The following is a 17284-nucleotide window of genomic DNA, read 5'->3' on the forward strand; positions in this document are numbered from 1 at the left end:
ATGAAAAAAGAATTACTTTTCTCTTTATTGTTTTTAATGCCTTTATTGTTATTCTCTCAAAATAATAAATACATTGTAGTACAGTCTGAAGCTGTAGAAAATGTACAAGAGTTAGCTAAAATATATGAAGTAGAGCCCGATTCTATAAGAAACTGGAATGATCTTTATGGAGATATTATTCCTGCCGGAACTAAAATAGGAATTTTTAATTACAACAATATTTCTAATGAAAAAATACGGTTAAATCAAATAGATTTAATTGTAGAAAGCTTGAATAAAGAACTAAATAAAATTGAAGAGGATTATCAAGTAGCGTTTAATAAATTAGAAAAACAGAAAATGGAAGTTGACGCTAATAGTCCTTATGCTATGCAGGAGTATTTAGACATTAGTAAAGCTAAATTTGATTTGAAGAACAAAAGGAATGAAGTTTCAGAAAAAATAATTCAAGGAATTGAAAAACTTAAGAAGGAAAAAGAGCAGTTATTACTTAAAATAGAAGAAAACAAGTTATTGACAGATGTAGATAATGAAACTGAAATAGAAGTAGCTACAAGTGAACAAGAAAACGATATAAAAAAAGAAACTTCAAAAAAAGAAAAGAAAAATAAGAAAGAAACTGTAGAAAAACAAGAGGAAAAGGGAATAGACAATAATACGGGCTATGATTTAGAGTATTTAGATTTTAGTAATGAAGTAGCACCCGACACATCATCAAATAAATACAAAAAAGAACAAGCTAAACTTTCAAAAAAACTAAAACTGGAAGAAAGTAATGAAGAATTTGATAAAACAGTGATGATAGAAGAAGTAGCGGTAAGCTACAAAAAGAAAAAAACTAAATATAAAATAGGTGATGAAGTAGATGAAATAAGACAAGATAAAGCTAAGTTTTTTCTATCAAGAGCCATGTTAGAAATAGATAAAGGCAATTTAAAGAAAGCCAACTCATACATAGGTAAAAGTATAGATTTAAACCCCAGCTACACAGAAGCATATATGCTTAATGGAGATTTATGGGCAAGTTTAGGCTATTATGATAAAGCACTAAAGGAGTACGAAAGAGCCAGTATAACCAACGGTAGAATACCGCAAGTGTACTACAATATGGGCAACTGCTATATTTTCTTAAAGAAAAAAGAAAAAGCTATAGAAATGATGTCTTTAGCTATAGATGTAGATTCAACTTATGTGTTGGCATATTCAGGTAGGTCGGCACTTTATATAGATAAAAAAGAATACCAAAATGCTTTAAACGATTATGAAAGTTTGCTGGCAATAAATAAATATTTTTATCCGGCATTGAAAGGCAAAGGGATAGCTAATTTTGAGTTGGGCAATTATGAAGAAGCCATTATTGATTTTAACAAATTAATAGAATACGAAGATAAAGACCCAAGTATATATTACCACAGAGGAATGGCAAAAGTACACAAAGGAGATGTTTATGCTGCGTGTATGGATTTTTTAAAATCATCGGAAAGAGGATATAGCGAAGCCGATAAAGCCATAAAAAAATATTGCGATTAAATGAAAGTAATAGGTATTTTAGGAGCAGGAGGGCAGCTGGGCAATGAGTTGCAAATAGCATTTAATGCAGATGCTGAAAACTACAAATTAGTTTGTCCTACTTTAGAAGAATTAGATATAACAGACACTCAAAGTCTTGCCCATTTTTTTGCCAATAACAAAATGGACGTACTTATAAATTGTGCTGCTTATACCGCTGTAGATTTGGCTGAAATGGAGAAAGAATTAAATAATTATATCAACAATATCGCTGTAAAAAATATAGCCGATTTGTGTAAAAAAAACCAAGTGTTTTTCATTCATATTTCTACAGATTTTGTTTTTGATGGCACTAAATGTTTACCTTATAAAGAAACCGAATCAACGAATCCACTGCAAGAATATGGGAAAGCTAAATTGGCAGGAGAGCAATGGGTAAAAGAAGGAATAGTGGTAAGAACATCTTGGTTGTACTCCGGTTTTGGACATAATTTTGTGAAAACAATGTTGAAATTAGGTAAAACAAAAGAAAGTATAAACGTAGTTGATAATCAAATAGGTACACCAACTTATGCTGCCGATTTAGCCCAATTTTTATTTACTATTATCAACGAAGATTTATATAAAAACAATGCTGGAATTTATCATTATAGCAATGAAGGAGTAGCTTCTTGGTACGATTTTGCACAAAGTATAATGGAAATAAGTGAAAGCGATTGTAAGGTTTTTCCTATTCCCGATACAGAATATAAAACACCGGCTAAAAGACCGAACTACAGCGTAATGGATAAAACAAAAGTTAAAGAAACTTTTAACATAGAAATACCTTATTGGAGAACAAGTTTACAAGACTGTATAAAATTATTAAATGAAGAATAAAGTAGAAATAAAGACTATTATAAATATAGCCAAAGAAGCTGGCGATGCTATTATGGAAATTTATAATCATGATTTTGAAGTTTATACAAAACAAGATGAATCGCCATTAACAGAGGCAGATAAAGCGTCAAATGAAATAATTATAAAAGGATTATTAAATCACTATAAAGATATTCCCTTTATTTCTGAGGAGATGAAATTAACTCCATACAAAGAGAGGAAAAATTGGGAATATTGCTGGTTGATAGACCCTTTAGACGGCACAAAAGAGTTTGTAAAAAAAAATGGGGAGTTTACGGTAAATATAGCTTTGCTACATTATGGCAAGCCGGTTTTAGGAGTGGTGCATGTGCCGGCTATAAACAAAACTTATTATGCTTGCGAAAATCAAGGTGCATTTTATATAGAAGATAATCAGGCTCCGGTGCAAATTAAAAACTTAAAATCGTATAAAGAATTAGAAACGGTTAGGGTAGTAGCCAGCCGTTCGCATTTAAGTCAAGAAGTTTTAGATTTTGTAGAAGATTTAAAAAAGCAAGGCAAAGAAGTAGATTTTCTTTCTTCTGGAAGCTCGTTAAAATTTTGTTTAGTGGCAGAAGGCAAAGCAGATGTTTATCCACGCTTAGCACCTACTATGGAGTGGGATACTGCGGCTGCTCATGCGGTATGTTTAGAGGCAGGCAAAGATGTATTGGTATATGACACAAAAGAACCTTTGACATACAATAGAGAAAATTTATTGAATCCTTGGTTTATTGTTGAATAAAGAAATACTATTAAACCAATAACTGAAAAACAAAGATGAATATAAACTTAACAAATAAGAATGCCTATGTGGGAGGTGGAAGCAAGGGAATAGGGCTGGCAAGTGCTGTAGAATTGGCTAATTTAGGAGCAAATGTTACTTTGGTTTCAAGAGGAGAGCAAGGTTTGCAAGAAGCAGTTAAACATTTAGATATTTCAAAAGGACAAAAGCACCACATTTTAGCTGTAGATTATAGCAATTTAGATAATTTAGAACAGAAACTAAAAGAGGCAATTAGCAAAGTAGGTGTATTTCATATAATTGTTAATAATACAGGCGGTCCTGCTGGTGGATTAATACAAAATGCTAAGTTAGAGGAATTTAAAAATGCATTTAACAACCATTTATTGGCAAACCATTTAATAGTACAAACTTTTTCACCTAAAATGAAAGAAGCTAATTATGGTAGAATTATTAATATAATTTCTACTTCAGTAAAAATTCCTTTAGCTAATTTGGGTGTAAGCAATACTATAAGAGGAGCTGTGGCAAGCTGGTCAAAAACTATGGCAAATGAGCTGGGAGAATATGGCATAACAGTAAATAATGTACTACCCGGGGCAACAGCTACAGAAAGATTAGAAAGTATAATACAAACTAAAGCAGATAAAACAGGTGCTGAAATAGAAGCTGTTGAAAGTAGTATGAAATCAATAATTCCTATGAAAAGATTTGCTGAGCCTAATGAAGTGGGAGCTGTAGTTGCTTTTTTGGCATCTCCGGCTGCATCTTATGTAAATGGTGTAAGCATACCTGTAGATGGCGGGCGTACGGGAAGTATTTGAAGTTTAGTTATTAAGTAAATTGTATTATTTGGATAATTTTATAACTTTGTAAACCTCAAGTTGCTATAGTGAAAAACAGATTTCTTGCTTTTCTTATGCTTTTTAGCATTTATGCACCTATGGTGTTTTCAATAGTGGGTATTTATACATACAAAATAAATACTAAGAATTTTATAAAATATGTTCTTGATAATGAAATTTCAGACACTAAAGACTTTAATTTTCAGATTTTAGTATTTACACAAGAAGAATTGGGTAAAGATGTTCATTGGGAAAACGAAAAGGAATTTTCGTATAAAAATGAAATGTACGATGTTGTAAAAGTTGAAACTATTGAAAATCTTTACTATTACACTTGTTACAGAGATTACAAAGAAACACATCTTAAGCATGGATTACTTGCTTTTTTTAAGAAATTAAGTTCAAAAAAGAGAAGTTCCAGAGGAATACAAAAGGTGAATTTCAACAAATTATATACATTTAATAAAAAAAATGGTTTATCGGCTGATTTTTATAGTGAGCTAAACAGAAAAATTAATTCCTATTATTTTTTCAGACCTTTCCTTTTAAACAACCCACCTCCAAGTCCGCCTCCGGAGCACACATTTTTTTCTTAACAATTAGTAGCCTCTACACATATTTATCTATTTGTATTAAATGAATAGGTATAAACTTGTGCTACTACAATTATTCAATTTTACAGGGAGGTTTTCAATCTAAATTAAGGAAAAGCAGGTCATGCTCTTTAAACAGTTGTGCTTTATTCCGAAAGTTTAATTTGTAAATGTTTTACAAAAAAAGCAGATGAAAAATCCACCTTAAATTAATTAAAATAAATTTTATGAAAAAAATCATTATAAATATAATATTATTATTTGTGTTGAGTATTGCATCTGCTCAATCAAACCAAATTAAAATAACCTTATTAGATGCAATAAAACAAACGCCCCTACAAGGTGCGGATGTAACATTAGAAAACGGAACAGGAAAAGTAGCGGACGCAAATGGTGTGGTAGCATTAAACTGTAATGGCTTGGTTAATGTAAAAATTAGTTTTGTAGGCTACCAAACCTTGTCAAAAACACTTTCTTGTTCAGAAAAAGCACTTACAATTTCACTTTCGCCCTCGGTAGAAAGTATTGATGAAATTGAAATTACGGCTCGTTCCAATCCCGAAAAATCGCAATTAATTCAACCGGAATCAATAGTGAAAATGGGTACAAATGAAATACAACGCGGGCAAGGTTTATTTTTAACAGATGCTATTAATACCAATGTGCCGGGTGTATCTATGATGAACAGAACCGTTTCTGCCGGACAACAAATAAATATTAGAGGCTATGGAAACGGCATGGGATTTAGGGGCGTTAGTAGCAATTTTGATATGCAGGGTATTAAAGCCTATTTAAACGGCATTCCCTTAACCGATGCGGAAGGTGTAACCATACTGGACGATATAGATTTCAATTCATTAGGTAATGTAGAAGTGCTGAAAGGTCCTTCGGGTACTTTATACGGTTTAGCCATAGCAGGTGTGTTAAATATGGAAACACAAAAAGCGGCTAAAGAAGGTACTACCATAAGCCAAGATGTAATGGGTGGAAGCTATGGTTTGTTTCGTACCACTACTAAAGTGGCATACAGCAAAAACAAAGCAAATATTTTTGTTAATTATGGACATCAAAACTATAATGGTTTTATGGAACATACCAAATCTAAGAAAGATTTTGTAAATGCTTTAGGTACATTTACTGTAAATGATAGAGAAAAATTTACGGCTTATATGGGATATACTAATAGCAACGATCAAAGAAATGGCGAACTTACTATTGCTCAATACGATAGTTTAGATTATTCCGGAAATCCTGCTTATATTAAAAATGATGCACATTCTGCTGTAAAGACTTTTAGAGCGGGTTTAAGCAATACTTACAAGTTTAAAAAGTATGTTTCTAATACTACTTCATTGTTTGGTTCGGCTCAAGCTATGGATAATAGTTCGGCAGGAGGTTGGACAGATAAAACGCCTTTGAATTTTGGAATGCGTACAACTTTTGATGTAGATGCAAAAATAAACGATAAAATAACACTTACGGGGGTTACAGGGTTAGAATTGCAAAAATTGAATGCACAAACTATTGGCTATAAAATGGGAGCCGATAGTACAAATTTAAATGGTTATAATATTATAACTTCACTAAAAAGCAATCAGATTACAAACAGTTTTACTTATTCTTATTTTACAGAATGGACAGCTCATTTACCCTACGGATTTAGTGTAAAAGCAGGAGTAGGAATAAGCAATATGCAAATAAAACTAAGCGACCGTTTATGGGGGTTGAGTAATAATACAAGTGGAAGCACCACACCTAAATTATATGAAGCAAATTATAGAAATTTAGCTGCGTTTAATGCGGCTATTAATAAAGAATTTGGTAAAAAAGCATCGGTATATGTAGCTTATTCCGATGGATATAAAGCACCTGTGGGTTCTAATATTATTATTGCAACAACTGGTACTGTTAATACAGGTTTAAAACCCGAAAAGGGACAGCAAATTGAAGTGGGAACTAAAGGTAATTTTTTGAATGGAAGATTGTTTTATACCGCTGCGGGTTTTCATACCGTATTTAAAGATAAGTTTACTACACAAACAGTACAAAACCCAAGCAATACAGCTACTTTATATTCATACATTGTTAATGGCGGCAAATTAAATAACAATGGATTGGAGCTATTGGTTAAATACGAAATACTAAAAACACAAGATAAGTTTTTTACTTCCGTAAGACCATTTGCCAATTTAACGTATTCGCATTTCAGATATAAAGATTATGCCTTTAAAACTATAGGGAAAGATGCAAATAATATGGATTCTACCATGGTGCAAGATTATACAGGAAACAAAGTGGCAGGTGTTTCGCCTGTGGTATTTAATGCCGGGATAGATGCTTATACCAAAGTGGGATTATACGGAAATATTACCTACAACTATAGAAGTAAAATGCCTTTCACTTCAGATGGATTAAATGAAGCGGATGCCTACCATTTGCTCAATGCGAAATTAGGTTTTAGAAAAACAATAAAACAGTTTACGTTTGATGCGTATGTGGGTGCCAATAATATAACAGGTACACAATATTATGCTATGGTTTTTGTAAACCAATTACCCGATGCGTATATACCTGCACCAAGAAAAATAAATTTCTTTGGTGGGGCACATCTTAGTTATAATTTTTAAACAAAAAAGAGCTGTTGATTGACCAATCAGTAGCTCTTTATATATAAGACCAATTGTTAACACAAAATAGTCTAATCTGTTTTGTGCTTTACAATACTATATACCGATAGAGGGATATCCGTAATAGACCAATGATTGCTCTAAACGGCTATCAAAACGGTATAAATTCTAAAAAATAATTCCACACTTCATAATACTTCCACCTAAAGAGGAGGAGGAAAGTTTACCTACCGGAGGCAGGGAATAATTTTATAAATATATGTGAAATTATTTTTAGATGCAATTTAATAAAGGATTACGCTACCTTTATCAACTTATTCAACTTAGATTTGTTAAGTTTTTCTTTTGCGTAAGATAGGTTTACTGTAAATTCTACGGCTTCTTCGCTTGGAAGTTCAAACATGGCGTCTGTCATAATAGCTTCGCAAATAGAACGCAAGCCTCTGGCTCCTAATTTAAACTCATAGGCTTTGTGAGCTATAAATTGTAAAGTATCTTTTGGGAAAGTTAAATCTATTCCTTCTAATTCAAATAATTTTTTATACTGTTTTACCAAAGCATTTTTTGGCTCGGTTAGTATATTATATAAAGCTACTTCATCTAAAGGATCTAAATGAGAAAGCACCGGAATACGCCCAATTAGCTCTGGTATTAAACCAAAAGATTTTAAATCTTGCGGTGCAATGTATTGCAGTAAGTTTTCTTTATCTATAGCACCACTTTTATGTTCAGCCGAGCGGAAACCTAATACAGAAGTATTTAATCTGCCTGCTATGCTTTTTTCTATACCATCAAAAGCACCACCACAAATGAATAAAATATTGTTGGTATTTATCTTTACCATTTTTTGCTCGGGGTGTTTTCTGCCTCCTTCCGGTGGAACTAAAGCTTCTGTACCTTCTAATAGTTTTAGCATGGCTTGCTGCACGCCTTCGCCACTTACATCTCTTGTTATAGAAGGGTTGTCAGATTTTCGGGCTATTTTGTCTATCTCATCTATATAAATAATGCCTCTTTCTGCTGCTTTTACATCATAATCGCAGGCTTGCAATAAACGCGATAAAATACTTTCTACATCCTCGCCTACATATCCTGCTTCGGTAAAAACAGTAGCATCTACTATGGTAAATGGTACATGTAAAAAACGGGCTATTGACTTAGCTAAAAGTGTTTTCCCTGTACCTGTTCGTCCAACTAACATAATGTTAGATTTTTCAATCTCTACATCATCACTTTTATTTTGGTTTAAACGCTTGTAATGATTGTAAACAGCTACGGCTATAACTTTTTTTGCTTCATCTTGACCTATTACATATTGGTCTAAAAATTCAGCTATTTTCTTTGGTTTTAAATCTTTTGATAGATTAAAATTGTACGAAACCGGGTTTGTTTTACTTAAACTTTCGTTTAAAATTAAGTCTGCCTGTTTTATGCACGAATCACAAATATTGGCATTTAATCCGGATACCAATAATAGAGTATCTTTCTTTTGTTTACCACAAAATGAACAACTATTTGTATTGACGTGCTTTGACATAATTATTTTCTAATTAAAACTTCATCTATTAAACCATATTCTTTAGCTTCTTCGGCACGCATCCAATAATCTCTGTCTGAGTCTTTCTCTATTTTTTCATACGGTTGTCCGCTGTGTTCGCTTAAAATATCGTAAAGTTCTTTCTTAATTTTTCTTATTTCATTTATGGTTATTTGTACATCACTTGCTTTTCCTCCTGCACCACCTAAAGGTTGATGTATCATAACTCGGCTGTGTTTTAGTGCTGTTCTTTTGCCTTTGGTACCGGCAGTTAAAAGCACCGCTCCCATAGAAGCTGCCATGCCTGTGCATATAGTGGCTACATCGGGATTTATATACTGCATAGTATCGTAAATGCCTAAACCGGCATACACACCGCCACCGGGGCTGTTAATGTATATTTGCACATCACTTTTGCTGTCTAACGATTCTAAAAATAACAACTGTGCTGTTATAATATTAGCTACATCATCATTAATAGGCACGCCTAAAAAGATTATTCTGTCCATCATTAAACGAGAAAAAACGTCCATTGCCACGGCATTCATCTTACGCTCTTCTATAATGTTAGGCGTTATCATATAGTTGTGTACAGATGTATAATCATCATAAAATGAACTGCTTACACCACGATGCTTAACCGTATAATCTCTTAGTTCTTTTTCAAAATTTTTCATACTTATTTGTTTCCTTGTTGTTGAAACTCCTCTAAGGTAACTTTTTTATCCTTAGTTTTTATTTGTTTCTTAAAGTAATCAAACAATTTTTCTTCAAGTAAAGTTTCTCTTGTTTGCGAAGCATGGTCTTTTCTTGACATCATATTATCCACAAAGTTTTTCATTTCAGCATCCGGAAGGTCTGTTAAACCGTATTGCATCATTTGTTGGCGTATTTGGTCGGCAGTTCTTTGGCGAACTTCTTCCATGCTAACATCTACATTATTTTCTTTGCTAACTTTTTTAACTATTAAACTCCATTTTAAGTTTTTAGCAAAACCCGGATATTCTTCTTCTAATTGTTCATCAGAAATTGGTTTTTCGTTTGTTAATTTTATCCAACGCTTTAAAAAAGTATCGGGAAAATCCATTTTTGTTTTTTCTATCAACTCTTCTGCCAATTTATTGTAAAGTTTGCTGTCGCTTTGGCTGTCAAAATATTTAGCTATATCTTCTTCTATATGTTTTCTAAGATCTTCTTCTGTTTTTATTTCAGTATTCTTGCCATAAACATTTTGTAAAAACTCTTCATTAATTTCGGCAGGAATAACTCGTTTAACTTGCTGTAGCGTAGCTTTAACTTTTGGTAAATTTTCGGGTGTTAATTCTAAGCCTAAAAGTTGCTTAGCCGTTTGGTCTTTTGGCTTGTCAAAAGCGGTAGCTAAATCGTCAATTTCTATGCTTTCATCTTTCTTTAGCTTTTTTACTGCTTTTTGAATTTTAGCATCTTTTATCATATCTAAAGCAATAGGAGCGGAGTGTTTAATTCCTTCTTCTTTTACATTACCTTCTTCATCAAGTTCTTCAAAAAGAACAGTAAGCATATCGTCATCTTCCATTTTGCCTACTACAGGCTCTACTTTTCCGTAGCGTTTTTGCAAGCGTTCTACTTCTTCATCTAATAGTTTTTTATCTATTTTTATTACTTCTCTTTCAAGCGTAGGTGTTTTTTCTAAATAATCTAATTTAAAGTCTGGAGCTAAACCTATTTCGTATTCAAAGTCAAAGTCTTTTGTTGTATCTATGGTAATATCAAACTGTTGCCCGTCTTTAGGTAGTGGATTTCCTAATATATCCAATTTGTTATCTACTATATAATCGTTAACAGCGTGGTGCAAAACATCATTTACGGTATCGGCTAAAACTTGGTTGCCATACATTTTGCGAACCATTCCCATAGGTACATTTCCTTTTCTAAAACCTTTAATATCTACTTTTTTACGGTAGCTTTTAAGGGCTTCATCTATTTTGGGTAAGTAATCGGATTGTTTAACTTCTAATTTGATAATAGCATTTAAGCTGTCTAAGTTTTCTTGCGTGATTTTCACTATAAATATTCGTTTATGAAAGTTAAAATATAAAAAGAGTGCGGGTAAAGGGAGTCGAACCCCCACGCCTCTCGGCATCAGATCCTAAATCTGACGTGTCTACCAATTCCACCATACCCGCATTTTATAAGAACACCGCTTTTTTAAGCGACTGCAAAGGTAAACATTTTTTTTGAAGTGCAAAGTGTTTTTTTCATTCAGTCAACAAGTTAATCTGAAAGCTTGAAAATGAAAATAACCTACTATTTGTGTTTTTGATAATTTTCATTATATTTAACTTATAATTTATAACCTTTAAAACTATTTACTATGAAAATCAAAAAAATATTTATTTGGATACCCGTGTTATTCGGTATTCTCATTGTCAATTCTTGCAAAGATGGTGATGACAATAATGTTAAAACCGAAATATGTAATAATGGGTTAGACGATGATGGAGATGGACAAATTGATTGCGATGACAGTGATTGTGCAAATTATAGTGGCTGTTTAGCAGTTTCAGACTTTAGATTAAAGAATAATATTGCTACTTTAAATTATGGTTTAGATGAAATATTGCAGTTAGATGCAAAAATATACACCTATAAAACGGACAATAATATAAAACGAATGGGGTTTATAGCACAAGACGTGCAAAAAATTATGCCAGAATTGGTAAGTAAAAACAAAACAGATGATTATCTCAATTTTAAATATATGGATTTAATAGCCGTATTGGTAAATGCTGTTCAAGAACAACAAGAAATAATAGAAGCCAATCAACAGCAAATAGAAGTACTTACAGCACAAATTGAGAATCAGAAAGTAGTAAATTAGAATTTATTCAATCAGCACTTTATCAGAACCACAAATGCCTTGCTCTGTACACACTCTTAAAATATAAATGCCTTTACTGAAAGATTGAGTGTTAATGGTGGTGCTTTCATTTATTGTAGAGCTATACACTTCTTGTCCAAAAGCATTAATTAGGCTTATGTTTAGTGTTTTGTTTTCTTTGTTTTTTATACTTAATTGGTTTTGGGTAGGGTTGGGGTAGAAAGAAATGGCCATATTTTCAAGTGCTACATTTTTTATACTTGTATAAAAATCATCATTATAAATTGTGCCTACAGTATCTATACCTTTGTAGTAGCCTATTAGTTCTTTTGTGAAACCCGATTCAAAAAAAGCCCCTTTATTTAACACCATTCCTATGTTTAGTCCATATTCTATTCGTCTTTCAAAATCTTGTAGAACACATTGGTTTTGGTTTATAGGGATTAAAAAACCATTATATGGGTGAAAATTACCTAAAGATGGAGGAATATCTATTATTTTCTTTAATGTTCCCGATTCATCTAAATCATAAAAAGATGCTATCAAAATAGAATTTGGATAATAGTTGAAATCAATGTTAAACCAACTTCCTGTAGGTTTATTTAATAAAGAATCATTTTCTATATAATAAAATATAGTATCTTCATATTCATTGTAGATAGTCTCAGTGTGATGATAACCTTGATAAAAAGTTTCATGCTCAGTTTTTAATTTTATATTAACAATGTATCTATATCCATTAATTAATATGGTTTTATCTATAATGTGTATTCTCTTGAAATAATTATAGTTACTAATGTAGTCAGCATCTCCTTGTGATTCATAGTATTGAAAAATATCTCCAATGTTAAAGTCAAACACGTTCCAAAATGTTATGTTTTGGATTCCATATAAATTATCAATACCAACTTGAATGTATGTTTTGTTTTTGTATAAATAGGGATATTTGATTATTCCATAGGACTTTGATAGTAAAAGGGTATCATAATTACTCAAAACTATTATTTTTATTGAGTCTTGTTGTGTACCTATCAATTGCAGATCTTTATCATAAACTGTGGCAGTAATATTAGAGGTATATGACCAACTTTCTCCGATATCCTTATGTGGTTTAATAGTAATAGTATCATAGCCATAAAATATAAAAGAAGTATCAAACTGATTAAACATGAAATATCCAAAGAAATCAGGTCTTTTTAATAAAAAAGTGTCGGACTGACTAATATTAGCACAGTAATAACATGAATCCACAATAGTTTCAAAAAAAGTAGTATCGCCATTTTGAGTAGCAGCTATAGATCTTGTTATATAATCACTACTGTCAGATATGTAGTTATAAACTTTAGCAGTATCTATAGGCAACCAATTTTGTGCAAAGACAAAATTTATGTTTGAAAACACAATCAGAAACTTAAAAATCCATTTCATTGTTTAAATATAGGAAAAATAAATTTATAAATTATTAAAGTAAGTATATAGTTTTCAATTTATTTTTATAGCTTAGCACTAATTAATACCAATTGTTAATCCAAAATAGCCTAAACTATTTTGGGTTTTACAATGGTAAATGCCGATAGATAAATATATTTAGTACAGTGAGGCGAAGCCGAGATTGGACTATTATATATTCCTAATCGGTATAAGTTCATTATTAATACTTTATGCCGGAAACCAGAGACATAACATTAACCGAAGCAGAGAAAAAAGAAATTCTTAAAGAGTACAGATTGCTGATTAAGAACGCTTCTCCACACCTAAAAAAAGGCGATAAAGAACGCGTAAGGCGTGCTTTTGAAATGGCTATAGAAGCTCATGCCGGTATGCGTAGAAAATCTGGCGAGCCTTACATTTATCACCCCATAGCCGTAGCTCGCATTGTTAGTGAAGAAATAGGATTGGCAGCCACTTCTATTATTTGTGCTTTGCTACACGATACTGTAGAAGATACCGAACTGACTCTTGAAGATATAGAACAAGCTTTTGATAAAGACACTGCCAAAATTGTTGATGGGTTAACCAAAATATCCGGTGTTTTTGATGTAAATACCTCTGGGCAAGCAGAAAATTTTAGAAAATTACTCCTTACCCTTACCGATGATATAAGAGTAGTAATGGTAAAGCTGGCAGACAGGCTACATAATATGCGTACATTGGGTAGCATGCCTAAAGAAAAGCAACTTAAAATAGCTTCAGAAACGGAATATTTGTATGCTCCCATAGCACACCGTATGGGTTTGTATGCAGTAAAAACCGAGCTAGAAGATTTGGCAATGAAATACAGAGTGCCCGATGTGTATAAAATGATAGCCACCAAGCTAAATGAAACCAAGCGGTCAAGAGCAAGGTATATCAATAATTTTATTGGGCCACTTAAAGATTTATTAGATAAAACAGGGCTTAAATTAGAAATTTACGGTCGCCCAAAGTCTATACATTCTATATGGCGAAAAATGGAAAAGCAAAAAGTGAATTTTGAGCAAGTTTACGATTTGTTTGCTATTAGAATAATAATAGATAGTGATGAAAAACATGAAAAAAGCGATTGTTGGAATGTATATTCCATTATAACAGATTTGTACCGACCTAATCCCAATAGATTGCGAGATTGGATTTCTAACCCAAAATCAAATGGGTATGAAGCTTTGCATACCACCGTTATAGGACCCAATGGAAAGTGGGTAGAAGTGCAAATACGTTCTAAGCGTATGCACGAAATAGCCGAAAAAGGAGTGGCGGCACACTGGAAATATAAAGAAGGAGGCGTACAAGTAGATGACGGTATAGACCAATGGCTGGCAAGCATACAAAGTTTGCTAAACGACAAAGAGCAAAATGCACTTGAAATGGTTAACAATGTAAAAATGAATCTTTTCAGTGCCGAAATATTTGTTTTTACTCCTAAAGGCGATTTAAAACGATTAAAAAGAGGTTCTACCGCTTTAGATTTTGCTTACGATGTCCATTCTGCCATAGGCAATGCTTGTATAGGAGCTAAAGTAAACCAACGCTTAGTGCCATTAAGTTACGAGCTTAAAACAGGCGACCAAATAGAAATATTAACTTCTAAAAAGCAAAAGCCAAGTGAGGATTGGTTGAGTTTTGTGGCTACAGGAAAAGCAAAAAATGCCATACGCAAAGCAGTTAATGAAGAAATTAGAAGAGTAGCCGAAGACGGCAAGCAAATACTGGAAAGAAAGCTTAAACAACTTAAAATAAATAATACAGAAGATAATTATTGGACTTTAACTAATTATTTTAAATACAATTCGCCTATAGATTTTTTTGTAGCCGTATCCAGAAACAAAATACGTATAGGCGATTTTAAAAATTTAGAAGTAGCACATGGCGTAGTAAAATTGCCTAAACCCAAAATTGAGCCTAAAAAAGAAAAATTTGAGGAAGCTGTTACCCGAACACTTTCTAAAAATGCGGAGCTAACCATAATGGGACAAAGTTCTGACGATTTGGAATATTCTTTTGCTAAATGTTGTAGTCCTATACCTGGCGATGAAGTTTTTGGATTTATAACCATAAATGACGGTATAAAAATTCACCGTACCAATTGCCCAAATGCTGTGCAGCTAATGAGTAAGTATAGCTACAGAATAGTAAAAACAAAATGGAATACAGAAAGGGAAGTAGCTTACCTTACGGGCTTAAAACTGCATGGAATAGACAGCATGGGTATTATAAGTCAAGTTTCTAAAATTATTACTAACAATATGCATATCAATATGAAATCTATTTCTTTTGAAAGCAAAGATGGAATTTATGAAGGAACAATAATGCTATATGTTACAGATAGCGAACAACTTGATAATGTTATAGCTCAAATGAAAGCCATAGAAGGATTAGTATCTGTTTCTCGGTTTGAGATAGAAGAGGATATGTAGGATTATGAAAATTGAAAATATTAAAATAACATGCCATGATGGTTTTGTATTGGCAGCCACACTATATATACCGCAAAAATTAAAAGCAGCTGTTATAATAGGAACAGCTACGGGAATAAAACGTGGGTTTTATCATTCCTTTGCAAGTTACTTAGCAGAAAATGGATACGGAGTTATTTCGTACGATAATAGATGTATTGGAGATTCAATACAAAATAATATTAATAATGGAAATGCTTCTTTAATTACTTGGGGAAGTTTAGATATGCCGGCAGTAATGGAAAAACTTAAAATGTCTTTTCCCAATACAAAGTATCACATATTGGGGCATAGTGCCGGAGGGCAACTTATAGGATTAATGCCAAACTATAAGGATATAGCTTCTGTATTTAATATTGCCTGTTCATCAGGAAGTGTAAGAAATATGAAAATGCCATATCGTTTAAAAGCTATTTTCTTTATGCGTGTTTTTATTCCGTTAAATGTTCTGTTTTTTAATAAATCAAATTCACAATGGCTGGGTATGGGAGAGCCACTTCCTAAACACGTTGCAAAACAATGGGCTAAATGGTGCAATGGAGTAGGCTATATAGCTACCGATTTTGGCAAAGCCGTTAAAACACATTATTACAATGAAATAAATATTCCTGCACAATGGATATATGCTACAGATGATGATATAGCCAATGAAAATAATGTAAAAGATATGATACGCGTTTTCCCTAACATGAAAGCAGAAATAATTGCCTTAAACCCTAAAGATTATAATTTAAGCGAAATAGGACACATGAAATTTTTTAGTACAAAAAGTAAGCAACTTTGGTCTTTAGCTATAGAGTGGTTTGAAAAAAATACAAAATAGGTATCTCTTTAATATTGAGAAGAAATGCATTTATCCACAAGCTATTAACTATACTAAGTGTTTCAATAAAAAATAGTTAAATTTGCCAGCGTGTTAGCCAATACAGAAGTAATAGAACAAGTAAAAGATATTTTTGCCACTTATTTGGAGAAAAATGGATTGCGTAAAACATCTGAGCGTTTTGCCATACTGGAAGAAATATACTCAAGAGAAGACCATTTTGAAGCTGAAACTTTATACATTGATTTAAAAAACAATAATTTTAATGTAAGCAGAGCTACGGTTTATAATACTTTAGATTTATTAAACTCTTGCGATTTAATAAAAAAACATCAGTTTGGAAAAAATTTAGCTCAATACGAAAAATCTTATGGCTACAAACAGCACGACCATATTATATGCGTAAAATGCAGCAAAGTAGTAGAGTTTTGCGACCCACGTGTACAGCAAATAAAAAACTTAATGGGCGGACTGTTAGATTTTGAAATAACACACCATTCTCTAAATTTGTTTGGATATTGCAGTTCTTGCCAAAAAAATAAAAACACTAAAAATAATAGCAATTAACAATGGAAATAAGCAGAATAATTGAAGATAAAATCAGTTATATTTCACTAAGTGGAAATTTACTTGGAGAAAAAGATTCTAACCCTATAATTGAATCTATATCAAAAAGCATAGAAAATGACAGCAACCTTTTTGTGGTTGATGTTAAAGAGCTTCAATATGTAAATAGTACAGGAATATCTGCTTTAATTAGCATATTAACCAAAAGTAGAAATGCAGGCGGAGAAATGATATTAATCAATTTACCAAGTCAGCTAAAAAAAATATTAGAACTTACAAAATTAGACAAAGTATTTCCTTTAGCCGAAGATAAAGAAACAGCAGTAAAACTTTTAAACAGATAAAA

Annotated in this window: 15 protein-coding genes and 1 tRNA gene; 11 read left to right on the forward strand and 5 right to left on the reverse strand. The window is 32.2% G+C overall.

Annotated features, from left to right (window positions below):
- The 6 genes from H6578_10705 to H6578_10730 all read left to right on the forward strand — a co-directional run bounded on the left by H6578_10705 (nucleotide 1) and on the right by H6578_10730 (nucleotide 7219).
- The gene (locus tag H6578_10705) at nucleotides 1-1530 is read left to right on the forward strand and encodes a tetratricopeptide repeat protein (GenBank protein MCB9227622.1); all 1530 of its coding nucleotides are present in this window, start codon (nucleotides 1-3) and stop codon (nucleotides 1528-1530) included.
- The gene (gene rfbD, locus H6578_10710) at nucleotides 1531-2388 is read left to right on the forward strand and encodes a dTDP-4-dehydrorhamnose reductase (GenBank protein MCB9227623.1); all 858 of its coding nucleotides are present in this window, start codon (nucleotides 1531-1533) and stop codon (nucleotides 2386-2388) included.
- Entirely contained in the window at nucleotides 2378-3154 is a 777-nt protein-coding gene (gene cysQ, locus H6578_10715; protein MCB9227624.1) for a 3'(2'),5'-bisphosphate nucleotidase CysQ, read from the forward strand. The genes rfbD and cysQ overlap by 11 nt, the downstream gene beginning before the upstream one ends.
- Before the next feature lie 35 nt (nucleotides 3155-3189).
- Entirely contained in the window at nucleotides 3190-3978 is a 789-nt protein-coding gene (locus H6578_10720; protein MCB9227625.1) for an SDR family oxidoreductase, read from the forward strand.
- A 68-nt stretch (nucleotides 3979-4046) separates the two neighbouring features.
- Nucleotides 4047-4595 (forward strand): hypothetical protein, encoded by a 549-nt coding sequence (locus tag H6578_10725; protein ID MCB9227626.1) that lies wholly within the window; start codon nucleotides 4047-4049, stop codon nucleotides 4593-4595.
- A gap of 224 nt (nucleotides 4596-4819) precedes the next feature.
- Nucleotides 4820-7219 carry a TonB-dependent receptor gene (locus tag H6578_10730; GenBank protein ID MCB9227627.1) on the forward strand — a complete coding sequence of 800 codons (2400 nt, stop codon included), beginning with the start codon at nucleotides 4820-4822 and terminating at the stop codon, nucleotides 7217-7219.
- 295 nt (nucleotides 7220-7514) lie between these two features.
- Here H6578_10730 and clpX read toward each other — a convergent pair whose 3' ends face one another.
- From clpX to H6578_10750, 4 genes are all read right to left on the reverse strand, one after another.
- The gene (gene clpX / locus H6578_10735; GenBank protein ID MCB9227628.1) at nucleotides 7515-8756 is read right to left on the reverse strand and encodes an ATP-dependent Clp protease ATP-binding subunit ClpX; all 1242 of its coding nucleotides are present in this window, start codon (nucleotides 8754-8756) and stop codon (nucleotides 7515-7517) included.
- A 2-nt stretch (nucleotides 8757-8758) separates the two neighbouring features.
- A complete protein-coding gene (locus H6578_10740) occupies nucleotides 8759-9433 on the reverse strand; it encodes an ATP-dependent Clp protease proteolytic subunit (protein MCB9227629.1) in 675 nt (224 codons plus the stop codon).
- Between the two features lie 2 nt (nucleotides 9434-9435).
- Nucleotides 9436-10800: a trigger factor gene (tig, locus tag H6578_10745; protein MCB9227630.1), complete on the reverse strand. Its 1365-nt coding sequence runs from the start codon at nucleotides 10798-10800 to the stop codon at nucleotides 9436-9438.
- Nucleotides 10801-10839: 39 nt separating this feature from the next.
- Nucleotides 10840-10921, reverse strand: a tRNA-Leu gene (locus H6578_10750).
- Between the two features lie 188 nt (nucleotides 10922-11109).
- On the opposite strand from H6578_10750, the gene H6578_10755 reads away from it, so the two are divergent.
- Nucleotides 11110-11616 carry a tail fiber domain-containing protein gene (locus tag H6578_10755; protein ID MCB9227631.1) on the forward strand — a complete coding sequence of 169 codons (507 nt, stop codon included), beginning with the start codon at nucleotides 11110-11112 and terminating at the stop codon, nucleotides 11614-11616.
- A gap of 3 nt (nucleotides 11617-11619) precedes the next feature.
- Here H6578_10755 and H6578_10760 read toward each other — a convergent pair whose 3' ends face one another.
- Nucleotides 11620-13044 (reverse strand): T9SS type A sorting domain-containing protein, encoded by a 1425-nt coding sequence (locus H6578_10760; GenBank protein ID MCB9227632.1) that lies wholly within the window; start codon nucleotides 13042-13044, stop codon nucleotides 11620-11622.
- A 233-nt stretch (nucleotides 13045-13277) separates the two neighbouring features.
- On the opposite strand from H6578_10760, the gene H6578_10765 reads away from it, so the two are divergent.
- From H6578_10765 to H6578_10780, 4 genes are all read left to right on the forward strand, one after another.
- Nucleotides 13278-15509: a bifunctional (p)ppGpp synthetase/guanosine-3',5'-bis(diphosphate) 3'-pyrophosphohydrolase gene (locus H6578_10765; protein ID MCB9227633.1), complete on the forward strand. Its 2232-nt coding sequence runs from the start codon at nucleotides 13278-13280 to the stop codon at nucleotides 15507-15509.
- A gap of 4 nt (nucleotides 15510-15513) precedes the next feature.
- Nucleotides 15514-16371 carry an alpha/beta hydrolase gene (locus H6578_10770; protein ID MCB9227634.1) on the forward strand — a complete coding sequence of 286 codons (858 nt, stop codon included), beginning with the start codon at nucleotides 15514-15516 and terminating at the stop codon, nucleotides 16369-16371.
- 90 nt (nucleotides 16372-16461) lie between these two features.
- On the forward strand, nucleotides 16462-16938 hold the full coding sequence (locus H6578_10775) for a transcriptional repressor (GenBank protein ID MCB9227635.1): 477 nt from the start codon (nucleotides 16462-16464) through the stop codon (nucleotides 16936-16938).
- 2 nt (nucleotides 16939-16940) lie between these two features.
- Nucleotides 16941-17282 (forward strand): STAS domain-containing protein, encoded by a 342-nt coding sequence (locus tag H6578_10780; protein MCB9227636.1) that lies wholly within the window; start codon nucleotides 16941-16943, stop codon nucleotides 17280-17282.
- The last annotated feature ends 2 nt before the right edge of the window (nucleotides 17283-17284 follow it).

The sequence above is a fragment of the Chitinophagales bacterium genome (assembly GCA_020635995.1).
Taxonomy (GTDB): domain Bacteria; phylum Bacteroidota; class Bacteroidia; order Chitinophagales; family UBA8649; genus JAFMKE01.